At 69.0% G+C, this 14,900-nt stretch carries 14 protein-coding genes; 13 read left to right on the top strand and 1 reads right to left on the bottom strand.

Annotated elements, in window-relative coordinates; genetic code table 11:
- The first annotated feature begins 68 nt into the window (after nt 1–68).
- From ABLE88_RS22090 to ABLE88_RS22145, 12 genes are all read left to right on the top strand, one after another.
- Nucleotides 69–1,046, top strand: a complete 978-nt coding sequence (locus tag ABLE88_RS22090) for a TRAP transporter substrate-binding protein (RefSeq protein ID WP_348833971.1) — start codon at nt 69–71, stop codon at nt 1,044–1,046.
- Nucleotides 1,047–1,256: 210 nt separating this feature from the next.
- The gene (locus tag ABLE88_RS22095) at nt 1,257–1,874 is read left to right on the top strand and encodes a TRAP transporter small permease (protein WP_348833973.1); all 618 of its coding nucleotides are present in this window, start codon (nt 1,257–1,259) and stop codon (nt 1,872–1,874) included.
- Nucleotides 1,871–3,172 (top strand): TRAP transporter large permease, encoded by a 1,302-nt coding sequence (locus ABLE88_RS22100; RefSeq protein ID WP_348833974.1) that lies wholly within the window; start codon nt 1,871–1,873, stop codon nt 3,170–3,172. Before ABLE88_RS22095 ends, ABLE88_RS22100 begins: the two co-directional genes overlap by 4 nt.
- Before the next feature lie 108 nt (nt 3,173–3,280).
- Nucleotides 3,281–4,510, top strand: coding sequence for a CaiB/BaiF CoA transferase family protein (locus tag ABLE88_RS22105; protein ID WP_348833975.1), 1,230 nt, complete (start codon nt 3,281–3,283; stop codon nt 4,508–4,510).
- A complete protein-coding gene (locus tag ABLE88_RS22110) occupies nt 4,507–5,286 on the top strand; it encodes an enoyl-CoA hydratase (protein WP_348833976.1) in 780 nt (259 codons plus the stop codon). Before ABLE88_RS22105 ends, ABLE88_RS22110 begins: the two co-directional genes overlap by 4 nt.
- 168 nt (nt 5,287–5,454) lie before the next feature.
- Nucleotides 5,455–5,634: a YdcH family protein gene (locus tag ABLE88_RS22115; RefSeq protein WP_348833977.1), complete on the top strand. Its 180-nt coding sequence runs from the start codon at nt 5,455–5,457 to the stop codon at nt 5,632–5,634.
- 708 nt (nt 5,635–6,342) lie between these two features.
- The gene (gene nifA / locus ABLE88_RS22120) at nt 6,343–8,151 is read left to right on the top strand and encodes a nif-specific transcriptional activator NifA (RefSeq protein WP_348833978.1); all 1,809 of its coding nucleotides are present in this window, start codon (nt 6,343–6,345) and stop codon (nt 8,149–8,151) included.
- 356 nt (nt 8,152–8,507) lie between these two features.
- Complete coding sequence (locus tag ABLE88_RS22125; RefSeq protein ID WP_348833979.1) at nt 8,508–8,702, top strand: 4Fe-4S dicluster domain-containing protein; 195 nt, start codon at nt 8,508–8,510, stop codon at nt 8,700–8,702.
- A gap of 125 nt (nt 8,703–8,827) precedes the next feature.
- Nucleotides 8,828–10,312 carry a Fe-S cluster assembly protein SufB gene (gene sufB, locus ABLE88_RS22130; protein ID WP_348833981.1) on the top strand — a complete coding sequence of 495 codons (1,485 nt, stop codon included), beginning with the start codon at nt 8,828–8,830 and terminating at the stop codon, nt 10,310–10,312.
- A 34-nt stretch (nt 10,313–10,346) separates the two neighbouring features.
- Nucleotides 10,347–11,108 carry a Fe-S cluster assembly ATPase SufC gene (sufC, locus tag ABLE88_RS22135; protein ID WP_348833982.1) on the top strand — a complete coding sequence of 254 codons (762 nt, stop codon included), beginning with the start codon at nt 10,347–10,349 and terminating at the stop codon, nt 11,106–11,108.
- 3 nt (nt 11,109–11,111) lie between these two features.
- Nucleotides 11,112–12,440, top strand: coding sequence for a Fe-S cluster assembly protein SufD (sufD, locus tag ABLE88_RS22140; protein ID WP_348833983.1), 1,329 nt, complete (start codon nt 11,112–11,114; stop codon nt 12,438–12,440).
- Nucleotides 12,437–13,717: a cysteine desulfurase gene (locus ABLE88_RS22145; RefSeq protein WP_348833984.1), complete on the top strand. Its 1,281-nt coding sequence runs from the start codon at nt 12,437–12,439 to the stop codon at nt 13,715–13,717. The genes sufD and ABLE88_RS22145 overlap by 4 nt, the downstream gene beginning before the upstream one ends.
- A gap of 78 nt (nt 13,718–13,795) precedes the next feature.
- On the opposite strand, the gene ABLE88_RS22150 is transcribed toward ABLE88_RS22145, so the two are convergent.
- Nucleotides 13,796–14,278, bottom strand: coding sequence for a SufE family protein (locus ABLE88_RS22150; RefSeq protein WP_348833985.1), 483 nt, complete (start codon nt 14,276–14,278; stop codon nt 13,796–13,798).
- A 507-nt stretch (nt 14,279–14,785) separates the two neighbouring features.
- Between ABLE88_RS22150 and ABLE88_RS22155 the strand changes: the two genes are divergently transcribed.
- Nucleotides 14,786–14,900 (top strand): ArsA-related P-loop ATPase (locus tag ABLE88_RS22155; protein WP_348833994.1); only part of this gene is annotated, 115 nt, incomplete at its 3' end.

A 14,900-nucleotide genomic window follows, 5' to 3' on the forward strand; every position in this document is an offset into this window, starting at 1 on the left:
CCGCCGGCCGGAAAAGGCGGGCGGAAAGCCGGAAAACCGGCGGTTCTGAGGAAACGCAGGAGACGCCAATGAGACCCTTCAAAACCCTCATGCTCGTGGCCGCAGGCGTGCTCGCCGCCTCGGGTGCCATCGCCCAGACCGAGGTCAAGCTCGGTCATGTGGGCGAGCCGGGATCGCTGTTCGACCAGACCAGCCAGGAATTCGCCAAGCGCGCCAACGCCAAGCTGGCTGGCAAGGCCAAGGTGGTGGTGTTCGGATCGAGCCAGCTCGGCGGCGACGACGAGATGCTCAAGAAGCTGAAGCTCGGCACCATCGATTTGGCGCTGCCCTCCACCGTGATGACCACGGTGGCGCCCGAGTTCGGCGTGTTCGAGATGCCCTATCTGGTGAAGGACCGCGCCCATGCCGCGCGCATCCGCGAGGGGGTGATCAAGCCCACCCTCGTGCCCATCGCCACCAAGGCCGGCTACACCATCATCGCCACCTGGGAGAACGGCGTCCGCCACATCACCAACAACAAGCGGCCGATCGTGAAGCCGGAGGACCTGCAGGGCATCAAGCTGCGCGTGCCCAAGGGCGTGTGGCGGGTGAAGATGTTCCAGGCCTACGGCGCCTCGCCGAGCCCGATGGCGCTGTCGGAGGTGTTCGTCGCGCTCCAGACCGGCGTCATGGACGGGCAGGAGAACCCGTTCGCGCAGATCTATCCCTCGCGCTTCCAGGAAGTTCAGAAGTATCTCTCGCTCACCGGCCACGTCTACACGCCCGCTTACCTCACCGCCGGGCGCTCCTGGCAGTCGCTGCCGCCGGACGTGCGCAAGGCGCTCGAGGAGACCGCGATCGAGATGGAGCCGGTGGCGCTGGAGATCGCCGCCCGCCTCGACGACGAACTGCTCGGCAAGCTCAAGGCCGCCGGCATGCAGGTGAACCAGGCCGACAAGGCCGCCTTCATCGCCGCCTCCAAGCCGGTCTACGAGGAGTTCGCCAAGCAGGTGAACGGCGGGCAGGCGCTGATCGACAAGTCGCTGGCGCTCGGCAACGGGTCGTGACCCGCGCCCGGTGACCGGCCCGCGGCGCGCCGGATTTCCGCGCGCCCGGCCGTCAGCCTAACCCGGCCTTCCCCCGCGCGCCGCGCAGGGGGAGGGCCGAGCCGGGGGCTGCGCCGCGCCTGCGCGCGGACCGGTCCCCTCCTCGCCACGCCTCGTGCCCGTTCCCCGTCGCCACCCGTCATGGCCAGGTTCGCCGGAGCAGCCATTCCCATGCAGACCGTCCGCAAATGGTACGACAAGTTCCTGGAGGTGATCGCCGCCGCCCTCATGGCGGGGCTCACGGTCATCCTCGTCATGGGGTTCGTCTACCGCTTCTTCGGCGCCTCGCTCGTCTGGTATGACGAGATCGCCTCCATCGGCCTCGCCTGGCTCACCTATTACGGCAGCGCGCTGGCCGCCCACCGCGGCGCGCACATCGGCTTTCCCGGCATCGTCAATGCCTTCCCGCCCGGCCTTCGGGTGACGGTGACGCTGCTGTCGCAGGCGATCGTCATCGGCTTCTTCGCGCTGCTCGCCATCTACGGCACCGAGGTGGTGATGATCCTTGAGGGCTCCACCCTGGTCTCGCTGCCGGACGTGTCGCAGCAGCTCACCCAGTCGGCGCTGCCCATCGCGTCGGTGCTCATCATCATCGCCGAGCTGCTGCGCCTGCCGGAGATGATCCATGCGGCGCGCACCCACGGCTTCGAGGACCACGAGCTGAAGGAGGCGCTGGAGAGCGTCGGCGCCGATCCGGACGGGGTACCGCCCGCGCCGCCGCCCGGCCCGCGCCTGGCGGCCGCCAACCCTCTCCCCAGCGGAATGGCCGAAGGAGGCCGCGCGCGATGACCGCCACGCTCGGATACATGTTCGCCGGCCTGTTCGGCATGGTGCTGCTCAACGTGCCCATCGCGGTGGCGCTCGCCGTGGTGGCGGTGGCGGCGATCTGGATCACCCAGGGATCCAGCATGCTGCCCAACGTGCCGCTGGTGATGTTCGAGGGCGCGACGAACTTCCCGCTGCTGGCGATCCCGCTCTTCATCTTCGCCGGCGGCATCATGAACTCGTCGTCCATCTCGCGGCGGCTGATCAACCTCGCCTCCGCCATGCTGGGCTTCGTGCGCGGCGGCCTCGCCATGGTGACGGTGGGCGCCTCCATGTTCTTCGCCGAGATTTCGGGCTCGGCGGTGGCGGGCGTCGCCGCCCTCGGCACGCTGCTGATCCCGGCCATGAAGAGCCGCGGCTATTCCAAGGAGGTGGCGGCGGCGATCTCCTCGTCGTCCGCCAGCCTCGCGATCATCCTGCCGCCGTCCATCCCCATGATCCTCTATGCGGTGATGGCGCAGGTGTCGGTGGTGAAGATGTTCATCTCCGGCCTGCTGCCCGGGCTGCTCGGCGGCGCGGGCCTCGCCATCGCCAGCTACTTCTACGCCCGCAAGTACAATTTCCCGGTGGAGCAGCGCTTCTCGCTGTCGAGGCTCGGCACCGCGCTGCGCGAATCCCTGTGGGCGCTGATGCTGCCGGTGATCATCCTCGGCGGCATCTTCGGCGGCTTCGTCACCGCGACCGAAGGCGCCGCGCTGGCGGTGGTGGCGGCGCTGTTCATCTCCATCGTGGTCTACCGGGAGCTGTCCTTCCGGGAGTTCTACAAGGCCCTGGTGGACGCCGCGCTCCAGACCGCGGTGGTGATGCTGCTGGTGGCGTCCTCCGCCCTGATCGGCGTGTTCCTGACCGAGGCGCGGGTGCCGCAGGCGCTCGCCGGCTCGATCCTCGAATACACCACCAACCCCTACATGGTGCTGCTGCTGCTCAACGTCTTCTTCCTGATCCTGGGGATGTTCCTGCACTCGGCCGCCGCCATCATCCTCACCGTGCCGATCGTGCTGCCTCTGATCCAGCAGGTCGGCATCGACCCGGTGCATTTCGGCCTGGTGCTCACCCTCAACCTCGCCATCGGCCAGCAGACGCCTCCCGTGGCCTCGGTCCTGATCGCCGCCTGCGCCATCGCCAAGTCGGACATCTGGCAGACCACCAAGGCCAATCTCGGCTATATCCTTGTGCTGCTGATCGTGCTGATGATCTGCACCTACGTGCCGTGGCTGGCGCTCGCGCCGACCCGCTGGTTCTACGGCGACGTCGCCGGCTGAGCGCCGCGCCGGCCGGAGCCCATCCGGCCGGCACGCCGCCGACCGATCGCCGCGGGCGCAGCGCCGCGCCTGCGTCCGCCTGGACCCCTTGAGATTTCCGGACCCGCCATGACCCAGCCCCCCGCCGCCCGCCCGCTCCCGCTCGAAGGGGTGCGGGTCCTCGACGTGAGCCAGGTGATGGCCGGCCCGGTCTGCACCATGCTGCTCGGCGACCTCGGCGCCGACGTGATCAAGATCGAGCCGCCCGGCACCGGCGACCAGACGCGCTCGGCCATGGGCTTCAAGCTGAAGGGCGACGACAGCCTCGGCTTCCTCAACATGAACCGCAACAAGCGCTCGGTGGCGCTGAACCTGAAGACCCAGGCGGGCCGCGACGCCTTCTACGCCCTCGCCGACACAGCCGACATCCTGGTGGAGAACTACCGGCCGGGCGTCACCGCCAAGCTCGGGATCGGCTACGAGACCCTCGCCGCGCGCAACCCGCAGCTGGTCTATGCCTCGATCTCCGGCTTCGGCCAGACCGGGCCGTGGGCGCAGCGGCCAGGCTTCGATCTCATGGCGCAGGCCATGTCGGGGGTGATGAGCGTCACCGGCCATCCCGGCATGGCGCCGGTGAAGGCGGGCGTGCCGGTGGCCGACATCGGCTGCGCGCTGTTCGCCGCCTATGCCATCCTGTCGGCCTATATCGGCCGCCAGCGCACCGGCATGGGCCAGTTCATCGACGCCAGCCTGTTCGACGCCGCGCTCGCTTTCTCCATCTGGGACGTGTGCGAGTACTGGGGCACCGGCGTGGTGCCCGGCCCGGTGGGCACCTCCAACAAGATGAGCGCGCCCTACCAGGCGGTGCGCTCCAAGGACGGCTGGTTCGTCATGGGCGCCACCAACCAGCGCCTGTGGATCCGGCTGTGCGAGGCGCTCGGGCGCGCCGACCTCGCCGCCGATCCGCGCTTCACCGACAATCCGGCGCGGCTCAGGAACCGCGAGGCGCTGATCGCCGAGCTGGAAAAGACCTTCGTCACACGCAACTCCGAGGACTGGGTTGGGGAATTACTCGCCTTGGGTCTTCCCGCCGGCGCCATGCACACCTACGCTGAAGCCTTTGAAAGCGAGCACGGGCGGCACAGGGCGATGCGCATGGAGATCGATCATCCGGTCGAGGGCAGGGTGCCCAACATCGGCTTTCCGGTGAAGCTCACCGGCACCCCCCAGCAGGTGCGGCGCCATCCGCCGCTGCTCGGCGAGCACACGCGCGAGGTGCTGGCCGAGGCGGGGCTCGATGCCGAAGCCCTCGCCGCTTTGGAGGCCGCCGGCGCGTTCACGCCGGATGTCGCGCCATGAGCGCGGAAGGGACCACCCGCCTTGCGGTCGCGGACGGGATCGCGCGCATCACCTTCGACCGTCCCGCCGCCCGCAACGCCATGACCTGGCGCATGTATGAGGAGCTGGCCGAGGCCTGCGCCGCCATCGCCGCCGATCCCAGCGTGCGGGTGTGCGTGCTGCGCGGGGCCGGCGGCAAGGCCTTCGTGGCCGGCACCGACATCTCCCAGTTCGACGCCTTCGCCTCCGGCGAGGACGGCATCGCCTACGAGAAGAAGGTGGAGCGTTTCCTTTCCGGCATCGAGCAGCTGCCGGTGCCGACCCTGGCGGTGGTGGAAGGCGTGGCCGTGGGCGGCGGCATGGCGATCGCCAATGCGTGCGACCTCAGGGTCGCGGCCGCCGGCGCGCGCTTCGGCGTGCCCATCGCCGCGACGCTGGGCAATTGCCTTTCGGCCGCCAACCTCGCGCGGCTCGCGGCCAATCTCGGCGAGGCCTGGGTGAAGCGCATGCTGCTGCTCGCCGAGATGCCCACCGCCGAGGAGATTGCCCCCACCGGCTATCTCGCCGCGGTGGTGCCGCCCGAGGAGCTGAACGCCAAGGTGCGGGTGCTGTGCGCGGCGCTCAAGAGCCACGCGCCGCTCACCATGGGCGCCACCAAGGCGGCGCTGCTGCGCCTGCGCACCGACCTCACGGCGCGTGACGAGGATCTGGTGCGGGCGGTCTATGGCAGCGCCGACTTCAAGGCCGGGGTGACGGCCTTCACCCAGAAGCGCAGGGCCGAGTGGGAGGGCAGATAGGGCGCCCCTATTGACGCGTCAGCGCGGGGCTACCGCCGGAAGGCGTCGGCCTACCGCCGGCACTGGCGGCGGACGAGAATTTCGCGATTAGCCACGAAAGGGTTCGACTCTTCGCGGCCTCCGTGACAGTCTTGTTGTCCTCGTGTTGCAGACAAGGAGAGGCACTTCATGTCCATCCAGTCGCACCTTGAAGTGTTGAAGCGGCGCCACGCCGCCATCGAGCAGGAAATCAACCGCGAGCTTTCCCATCCTGCCGCCGACCCGCTCCGGGTCGCTGAGCTCAAGCGCAAGAAGCTGGTGCTGAAGGACGAGATCATGCGTCTCGGCACCCCGGCGACGGTCCACTAACGATCATTTCGGGCGCGGGGACGTGTCCGGGCGCGTGACGCCGGCCCTTCTTCCGGGCAGGCGGCTTGGCCTGTCGCGTTTCAGCACGTAGCTGTCCGAGCCTGCGCTCCTGGACTTCGGTCCGCGGGCGCCGCCGGCCCGCGCGTCTGCGCGCGCCTTTCCCGGCCCGGTCCCGCGCCGGGCCGCCCTTCCGGCCCGCCGGCGCGGCGTCGCAGGCGTTCGCCCGGCGGCCAAGAAACCGGGGCCGGCGTCCGGCGATCCGCCGGCGGCCATGCGGGAGAGGTCTTGCGTGCGGATCGGCCGCATGGAACCCCAGCTTGGCTTCATACGGGCCGTCGGTCTCCCTCTACGCCTCGAACGGGAGCGGACCCGCCTCCGGCCGGATTCGCCGCTTGGACCGCGACCCAAGCCGGGCCGCCGGGCCGGTGCGCGGGGAATCGGAGTCCCATGCGACCTTCGTCGCAGGCGGCCCCCCGGCGCCGGTGCCCGCAAGCCGTTGAAGATGCGGCATTGTGACATCGTGAGGCCGGGATGATCCCGGCCGCCCGCGCGGCTGCGCCAAAAAAACTAGCATTATCAATATAAGCCCAATTTATAGGCTAGCGTGCCGCCACGATGAGCACGACATGCGAATGAATCTAAATCAAAGTGTTTGTAATCAGACAAAAACCGGCGGAGGGAGCGCACTGGGGTGACGGAGGCTGTGCCATGATCGAGGACAAGACCCTCTCTTCCGCCCGCGATCCGAGCGCCCATGCGGGCGCCCACGCCGGCGGCCATGTGCCGCTGGTCGCGCTCAGCGACGTGGCGCTGACCGGCATCTACGAAATCTCGAAGATCCTCACCGCGCCGAACCGGCTCGAGACCACCCTCGCCAGCGTGGTCAATCTTCTGTCCTCCTTCATGCAGATGCGGCACGGGGTGATCTCCCTGCTCGCCGACGACGGCATTCCCGACATCACGGTGGGCGTCGGCTGGAACGAAGGGACCGACCAGCGCTACCGCGCGCGCCTGCCGGACAAGGCGATCGGCCAGATCGTCGCCACCGCGGTGCCGCTGGTGGCGGAGAACGTGGCGAGCCACCCCGCCTTCAGCGGCGCCGACGCCATGGCGCTCGGCGCCACCGACGAGGTGCGCGTCTCCTTCATCGGCGTGCCCATCCGCGTGGGCGGGCGGGTGATCGGCACGCTCTCCATCGACCGGGTGTGGGACGGGCGCTCGGTGTTCCGGCTCGATTCCGACGTGCGCTTCCTCACCATGGTGGCGAACCTGATCGCCCAGACCGTGCAGCTGCACCGGGTGGTGGCGCGCGACCGCGAGCGCCTCATGGCCGAGAGCGGGCGCCTGCAGAAGGAACTGTCCGAGCTGAAGCCGGCGGTGCGCGAGCGCAAGCGGGTGCTGGTGGACGGCATCATCGGCGAGAGCCCGGAGCTGCGCCAGCTGCTGGACAAGATCACGATCGTCGCCAAGTCGCACGCGCCGGTGCTGCTGCGCGGCGAGAGCGGCACCGGCAAGGAGCTGATCGCCAAGGCCATCCACGAATTGTCCGCGCGCGCCAAGGGCCCGTTCATCAAGGTCAATTGCGCGGCGCTTCCGGAGAGCGTGCTGGAGAGCGAGCTGTTCGGCCACGAGAAGGGCGCCTTCACCGGCGCCGTCGGCGCCCGCAAGGGCCGCTTCGAACTGGCCGACAAGGGCACGCTGTTCCTCGACGAGATCGGCGAGATCTCCCCCGCTTTCCAGGCCAAGCTGCTGCGCGTGCTGCAGGAGCAGGAATTCGAGCGGGTCGGCGGATCGCAGACCATCAAGGTGAACGTGCGCGTGGTGGCCGCCACCAACAAGAATCTCGAGGAGGCGGTCTCCAAGAACGAGTTCCGCGCCGATCTCTATTACCGCATCACGGTGATCCCGATCCTGGTGCCCTCGCTGCGCGACCGGCGCTCCGACATCCCGCTGCTGGCGGGCGAGTTCCTCGACCGCTTCAACAAGGAGAACAGCCGCGATCTGTCGTTCGGCCGCGACGCGCTCGAGGTGCTGATGGGCTGCGGCTTCCCCGGCAACGTGCGCGAGCTGGAAAATTGCGTGCAGCGCACGGCGACCTTGGCCCAGGGCGCCGCCATCGGCGCCTCGGACTTCGCCTGCGCGCACAATGAATGCCTCTCGGCGCTCCTGTGGAAGAGCTCGCCGCAGCCGGTGCTGCGCCGGCCCATCGACATCCCGCTGCCGGTGGTGGCGCGGCCCGGTATCCGCCCGGCACCCATCGAAACGGCCGAGGCGGCGCCTCTGCCGGCGGTCGTGTCCTCCCCCGGTGCCGGCGCCGTGGTGCGCCTGCCGTCGCCGCCCGTGGCGCTCGGCGGCCTGCCGGCAACCGACGGGGAGGCGGGCGAGCGCGAGCGCCTGGTCGACGCCATGGAGCGCGCCGGCTGGGTGCAGGCCAAGGCCGCGCGTCTGCTCGGCCTCACCCCGCGCCAGATCGGCTACGCGCTGAAGAAGCACGACATCGAGATCAAGCGCTTCTGAGGACGGCACCTTTCCGTCCCGGCGGTCGTCGTCCCCTCCCGCGTCATCGCGTTCCCGCGTCATCCTCCCGCTCTTGGGTCATCCCCCGGCTTGTCCGGGGGAGCCACCCAGCGACCGGGCCTGAAGCGCAGGCCAGCGGACGGGTGAATGCCCCGGACAAGCCGGGGCAGGACGGCGCGCGTGAAAGCAGCCGGGCAGGGGCCCCCCTGTCGCACTTGCGACACCGTGTCGGGGGCGCGACACCGCCATCCGCCGGCGACCGCTTTGTTTTTCTTTGAAAATCAAACAATTACAGACTGGCACGCCGCTTGAAAGAGGGCCTTGTCCGCCATCTTCTGCACCAGCGGGGAAAGCCAATGGCCTACAAGATCGTCGCCTCCCAATGCACCGTCTGCGGCGCTTGCGAGTTCGAGTGCCCGAACGCCGCCATCTCGCTCAAGCGCGACATGTACGTCATCGATCCGAAGAAGTGCACCGAGTGCGAGGGCTCCTTCGACACGCCCCAATGCGCCGTCGTGTGCCCGGTCGAGAACACCTGCATCCCCGCCTGAGCAGCACGCCCGCCCACGGGGACGGTCGGCGCGGGGTGCGGCAGGCCCGCATCCCCCGCGCGGTCCGCGGCCGCTGCGGCGATGCCGGGTGAAGTGACGTCAGGTTCAGGTGAACGGAGGATCGGATGGCCGCGGTACACGAGACGATCGAGCAGGTCCGCCGCATCGACGTCGACCAGTACAAATACGGTTTCGAGACCCTGGTGGACACCGAGAAGGCGCCCAAGGGCCTCAGCGAAGACGTCATCCGCTTCATCTCGGCCAAGAAGAACGAGCCGGACTGGATGCTGGCATGGCGGCTCGACGCCTATGCCCGCTGGCTCACCATGCAGGCGCCGGACTGGGCGCGCGTCGCCTATCCCGCCATCGACTATCAGGACCTTTATTATTATTCGGCGCCCAAGAAGGGCGGCAGCGGGCCCAAGTCCCTGGACGAGGTCGATCCCGAGATCCTGAAGACCTACGAGAAGCTCGGCATCCCGCTGCGCGAGCAGGAAATCCTCGCCGGCGTCGAGCGCCCCGAGGGCGAGCGCCGGATCGCCGTGGACGCGGTGTTCGACAGCGTCTCGGTCGCCACCACCTTCAAGGCGGAACTGAAGGCGGCCGGCGTCATCTTCATGCCGATCTCCGAGGCGCTGCACGAGCACCCGGACCTGGTGAAGAAATATCTCGGCACCGTGGTGCCCACCACAGACAATTACTTTGCGACGCTCAACAGCGCGGTGTTCTCGGACGGCTCGTTCGTCTACATCCCCAGGGGCGTGCGCTGCCCGATGGAGCTGTCCACCTACTTCCGCATCAACGAGAAGAACACCGGCCAGTTCGAGCGCACGCTCATCATCGCCGAGGAAGGCGCCTATGTGAGCTATCTCGAAGGCTGCACCGCGCCCATGCGCGACGAGAACCAGCTGCACGCCGCGGTGGTCGAACTGGTGGCCATGGACGACGCGGAGATCAAGTATTCCACGGTCCAGAATTGGTATCCCGGTGACGCGGAAGGCAAAGGCGGCATCTACAATTTCGTCACCAAGCGCGGCGACTGCCGCGGCAAGAATTCCAAGATCTCCTGGACTCAAGTCGAGACCGGATCGGCGATCACCTGGAAGTATCCGAGCTGCATCCTGCGCGGCGACAATTCGAGCGGCGAATTCTATTCCATCGCCATCTCGAACGGCCGCCAGCAGGTGGATTCCGGCACCAAGATGATCCATCTGGGCAAGAACACCACCAGCCGCATCATCTCCAAGGGCATCTCGGCGGGGCGCTCGCAGAACACCTATCGCGGCCTGGTCTCGGCGCACCGCAAGGCGGCGGGCGCGCGCAACTTCACCAATTGCGATTCGCTGCTGATCGGCGACGCATGCGGCGCCCACACGGTGCCCTACATCGAGACCCGCACCCCGTCCGCCCAGTTCGAGCACGAGGCCACCACCTCGAAGATCTCGGAGGACGTCCTGTTCTACGCCATGCAGCGCGGCCTCTCCCAGGAAGAGGCGGTGGCGCTCGTGGTCAACGGCTTCGTGCGCGACGTGCTCCAGCAGCTGCCCATGGAATTCGCCGTGGAGGCCCAGAAGCTCATCTCCATCAGCCTCGAAGGCAGCGTCGGCTGACGCCGGCGCCCCCTTCCGACAGAGGACCGCTCCCATGACCCCCCTGCTCGAAATCGCAGACCTCCACGCCGAGATCGAAGGCGGGCGCAATATCCTCGACGGCCTCTCCTTGACCGTGAACCCGGGCGAGGTGCACGCCATCATGGGGCCGAACGGGGCGGGCAAGTCGACGCTCTCTTACGTGCTCTCCGGCAAGCCGGGCTACGTCATCACCTCCGGCTCGATCAAGCTCGCGGGCGTGGAACTCAGCGAGCTCGCCCCCGATGCGCGCGCCGCGCTCGGCCTGTTCCTCGCCTTCCAGTATCCGCTGGAAATCCCCGGCGTCTCCACCATGGCGTTCCTGCATGCGGCGGTGAACGCGCAGAAGAAGAAGCGCGGCGAAGCCGAGATGACCTCGCCCGAGCTCTTGAAGCGCGTGCGCGAGATCGGCAAGAGCCTCGACATCTCCGCCGAGATGCTGCGCCGGCCGCTGAACGTCGGCTTCTCCGGCGGCGAGAAGAAGCGCAACGAGACCCTGCAGATGATGCTGCTGGAGCCGCGTTTGTGCGTGCTCGACGAGACCGATTCCGGCCTCGACATCGACGCGCTGAAGGTGGTGTCGAACGGCGTCAATGCCCTGCGCGCGCCGGACCGCTCCATGGTGGTCATCACCCATTATCAGCGCCTGCTCGACTATATCGTGCCGGACGTGGTGCATGTGCTCGCCGCCGGCCGCATCGTCCATTCCGGCGGCAAGGAGCTGGCGCTGGAGCTGGAGGCCACCGGCTACGCCCAGTTCCAGACCGAGGCGGCCTGAGCCATGGCCGCCGCCGTCCATCTCATGAAGACCCCGGCCGAACTGACGCTGGCCGAGACCTTCGCCGCGGTCGAGGACCGCCTGCCGGGCACGGGCGACATGGCGGCCGCCCGCGCCGCCGCCTTCGCGCGCTTTGCCGCGAGCGGCCTGCCGCACCGCCGCGTGGAGGCCTGGCGCTACACCGATCTGCGCACCCTCATGCGCGAGGCCGCCCCGCTCGCCGCCCCGCCGGATGCCGCCGCCAGAGCGGGCGCGGCCGGCAAGGGCGCGCTGTTCGCCGCCCTCGCCGCGCGCCGGCTCTATGTGGTGAACGGCGCGTTCGTGCCGGAACTGTCGGACCTTTCCCCCGAGCCCGGCCTTATGATTCGCTCCATGGCCGCCGCGCTCGCCGAAGGCGACCCGCTGGTGGCCGCCCATCTCGGCCAGGTGGTGGCCTCCGACGATGCCGTGCTCGCCCTCAACACCGCCCTCATGGGCGACGGCGTGGTGATCCACGTGGCGAAGGGGGCGGCGCTCGCCCGGCCGATCCACATCGTCCACGTGGCCGATCTTGCCGCCCCGGCGGCGCTGTTCGTGCGCTCGCTGCTGGTGGCGGAGGAGGAGGCCACGGTGAGCCTCATCGAGACCCACGAGGGTCCGGCGGAGGGCGCCTACCAGGTCAATTGCGCGCTGGAGATCGTCGCCGGCGACGGCGCCAAGGTCTCGCGCGTGAAGGTGACGGCGGAGGGGCCGGGCGCGCTCCACCTGGCGAGCCTGCTCGCCCGCGTCGGCGCGCAGGCGGCGTTCAGCGCCGCCGGCTTCGTGCTGGGCGGCGCGGTGGTGCGCAACCAGCTGGCGATCCGCCTCGACGGCGCGGAGAGCGTGGCGCATGTGTCCGGCGCGAGCCTGCTGTCGGGCCGCCAGCACGCGGACACCACGCTCGCCATGGAGCACACGGCGCCGCGCTGCGAGAGCCGCGAGGCGTTCCGCGCCGTGCTCGACGGCGAAGCGCGCGACGTGTTCCAGGGCCGCATCGCCGTGCGCCAGGCGGCGCAGAAGACCGACGCGCGCATGATGAGCCGGGCGCTGCTGCTGTCCGACAGGGCGGAGGCGAACGCCAAGCCCGAGCTCGAGATCTTCGCCGACGACGTGCAATGCGGCCATGGCTGCACCGCCGGCGCGCTCGATGCGAACCTCAAATTCTATCTGATGGCCCGCGGCATCCCCGAGACCGAGGCCGTGGCGCTGCTGGTGGAGGCGTTCGTCGGCGAGGTGGTGGACCAGATCGAGGACGAGACGGTGCGCGACGCGCTCATGGGCGCCATCCGCGCCTGGCTGCTGGCGCGCGCATGAACAGCGCGGCGCCGATCCCGCAGGACGCCGTCGCGCTCCATCCCGCCGTGGCCGGCGGCGGCTACGACGTGGAGCGGATCCGAAAGGACTTCCCAATCCTCCACATGGAGGTCTACGGGAAGAAGCTGGTCTATCTCGACAACGGCGCCTCGGCCCAGAAGCCGATCCAGGTGATGGACCGCATGCGTCTCGCCGAAACGCGCGAATACGCCAACGTCCATCGCGGCCTGCATTATCTCGCCAATGCGGCGTCGGAGGCCTATGAGGGCGCGCGCGAGAGCGTGCGGCGCTTCCTCAATGCCGGGCGGGCGGAGGAGATCGTCTTCACCCGCTCCGCCACCGAGGCCATCAACCTCGTGGCCGCCACCTGGGGCCGGGCGAACATCCAGGCGGGCGACGAGATCGTGCTCTCCATCATGGAGCACCACGCCAACATCGTGCCCTGGCACTTCCTGCGGGAGGAGAAGGGCGCGGTGCTGAAATGGGCGCCGGTGGACGAGGACGGCAACTTCCTGATCGACGCATTCGAGACGCTGCTCACCGCGCGCACCAAGCTGGTCGCCATCACGCAGATGTCCAACGTGCTCGGCACCACGGTCCCGGTGAAGGAGGTGGTGCGGCTCGCCCATGCCCGCGGCATCCCGGTGCTGGTGGACGGCTCGCAGGGGGCGGTGCACCTCGACGTGGACGTCACCGACATCGACTGCGACTTCTACGTCGTCACCGGCCACAAGCTCTACGGGCCCACGGGCATCGGCGCGCTCTACGGCAAGTATGACCTGCTCGCCGCCATGCCGCCCTTCAACGGCGGCGGCGAGATGATCCGCACCGTGACGCGCGACACCGTCACCTATGGTGTTCCGCCCCACCGCTTCGAGGCCGGCACGCCGCCCATCGTCCAGGCCATCGGCCTCGGCGCGGCGCTCGACTACATCACCTCCATCGGCAAAAGCCGCATCCGCGCCCACGAGAGCGCGCTCACCCGCTACGCGGAAGCGCAGCTTGGAGCGATCGAGGGGCTGCGCATCATCGGCCGGGCGCGGGACAAGGGCGCCATCGTCTCGTTCGACATGGCGGGCGGCCACGCCCACGATTTCGCGACCCTGATCGACCGTGACGGCATCGCCGTGCGCGCCGGCACCCACTGCGCCATGCCGCTGCTGGAGCGCTTCGGCGTCACCGCCACCTGCCGCGCCTCGTTCGCGCTCTACAGCACGCAAGCGGAGGTGGACGCCTTGGTGGCGGCGCTGAAGAAGGCGCAGGCGATGTTCGCCTGAGGCGGATGCCGCCACGCCGTCATGCCCCGGACGAGCCGAGGCATGACGGCGTGGCGGGAATGGCGGGCTCGAACGCTTTCAGGCCGCCACCGCCAGCGCCTCCGCCGCATCCCGGCGGATGCGCTCCACCATGGAGCGCAGGCCGTTGGAGCGCTGCGGCGTGAGGTGCTCCTTCAGACCCAGCTGGGCGAAGAAGGCAAGCGCATCGGTGGCGAGGATCTCGCGCGCGCCGGTGCCGGAAAAGCGCGCCAGAAGGATCGCCACGAGGCCGCGCACGATGTGCGCGTCGCTGTCGCCGGCGAAGGTGAGCACCGGGCCGGCCCCGGCGTCGCGCACTTCGGTGAAGAGCCACACCTGGCTGGCGCAGCCCTGCACCTTGGTGGCCTCCGTGCGCAGCGCCTCCGGCATCTCCGGCAAGGCGCGGCCGAGCTCGATCACATAGCGGTAGCGGTCGTCCCACTGGTCGAGCAGCGCGAAATTCTCGGCGATCTCCGCCACCGGCGGAAGAGCGGCGGTGCTGTGGGCCGTCGCGCTGAAGGCCGTGATGCTCGGTGTCGTCATAAAACGCCCTCTCGACGCCGCGGATAAGCCGGCGGACCCGCCCTTGGGGCCGGCGCCCGCGCGGCCGGCGCGCGCGGGGACCTGCCGCACCAAGCAAGCTGCGTACCGCCCGGCCCGGTTTTCACGCCGCCTCCGTAAACATCCGGAGCTGCGTGATTTTTACTGTCCGGCGGCTCCGACACGACTTGTTCCGTTTCGGACAGCGCCGCCCGGACCTGTGGGGCGGCGGGCCCTGGATGTCGGGTTCTGAACACCGCGGCGAGAATCCACGGCGTCCGGGTATCTCCTTAGATTTGAACGATTTTCAAGAACGAAAAGTCGTGGCACGCGGGTTGCTTAACCCCTTGTCGGGTGCTCCGCGACCGCCGGCGCGCCCCCGGTGGGAGCATCGGAGGATCCTTGGGTGGACCCCGGGCCCACGCCCGCGCCGCGGTCGAAGGTCGATCGGGAATTCGCCCGCGCAGAGGTTCGGCGCGCCGGGCAAGCATCAGGTCTAAGGAGAGCAAGATGTCGCTGAGACAGATCGCATTTTACGGGAAGGGGGGCATCGGCAAGTCGACGACGTCCCAGAACACTTTGGCGGCGCTGGCGCAGATGGGTCACAAGATCCTGATCGTCGGCT

It is taken from the genome of Xanthobacter luteus (assembly GCF_040049235.1).
Lineage (GTDB): Bacteria > Pseudomonadota > Alphaproteobacteria > Rhizobiales > Xanthobacteraceae > Xanthobacter.

Bases quoted from the DNA above. Each gene is read 5' to 3' on its own strand.
- ABLE88_RS22090 (WP_348833971.1), top strand. From the start codon at position 69: ATGAGACCCTTCAAAACCCTCATGCTCGTGGCCGCAGGCGTGCTCGCC.
- ABLE88_RS22095 (WP_348833973.1), top strand. From the start codon at position 1,257: ATGCAGACCGTCCGCAAATGGTACGACAAGTTCCTGGAGGTGATCGCC.
- ABLE88_RS22100 (WP_348833974.1), top strand. From the start codon at position 1,871: ATGACCGCCACGCTCGGATACATGTTCGCCGGCCTGTTCGGCATGGTG.
- ABLE88_RS22105 (WP_348833975.1), top strand. From the start codon at position 3,281: ATGACCCAGCCCCCCGCCGCCCGCCCGCTCCCGCTCGAAGGGGTGCGG.
- ABLE88_RS22110 (WP_348833976.1), top strand. From the start codon at position 4,507: ATGAGCGCGGAAGGGACCACCCGCCTTGCGGTCGCGGACGGGATCGCG.
- ABLE88_RS22115 (WP_348833977.1), top strand. From the start codon at position 5,455: ATGTCCATCCAGTCGCACCTTGAAGTGTTGAAGCGGCGCCACGCCGCC.
- nifA (WP_348833978.1), top strand. From the start codon at position 6,343: ATGATCGAGGACAAGACCCTCTCTTCCGCCCGCGATCCGAGCGCCCAT.
- ABLE88_RS22125 (WP_348833979.1), top strand. From the start codon at position 8,508: ATGGCCTACAAGATCGTCGCCTCCCAATGCACCGTCTGCGGCGCTTGC.
- sufB (WP_348833981.1), top strand. From the start codon at position 8,828: ATGGCCGCGGTACACGAGACGATCGAGCAGGTCCGCCGCATCGACGTC.
- sufC (WP_348833982.1), top strand. From the start codon at position 10,347: ATGACCCCCCTGCTCGAAATCGCAGACCTCCACGCCGAGATCGAAGGC.
- sufD (WP_348833983.1), top strand. From the start codon at position 11,112: ATGGCCGCCGCCGTCCATCTCATGAAGACCCCGGCCGAACTGACGCTG.
- ABLE88_RS22145 (WP_348833984.1), top strand. From the start codon at position 12,437: ATGAACAGCGCGGCGCCGATCCCGCAGGACGCCGTCGCGCTCCATCCC.
- ABLE88_RS22150 (WP_348833985.1), bottom strand. From the start codon at position 14,278: ATGACGACACCGAGCATCACGGCCTTCAGCGCGACGGCCCACAGCACC.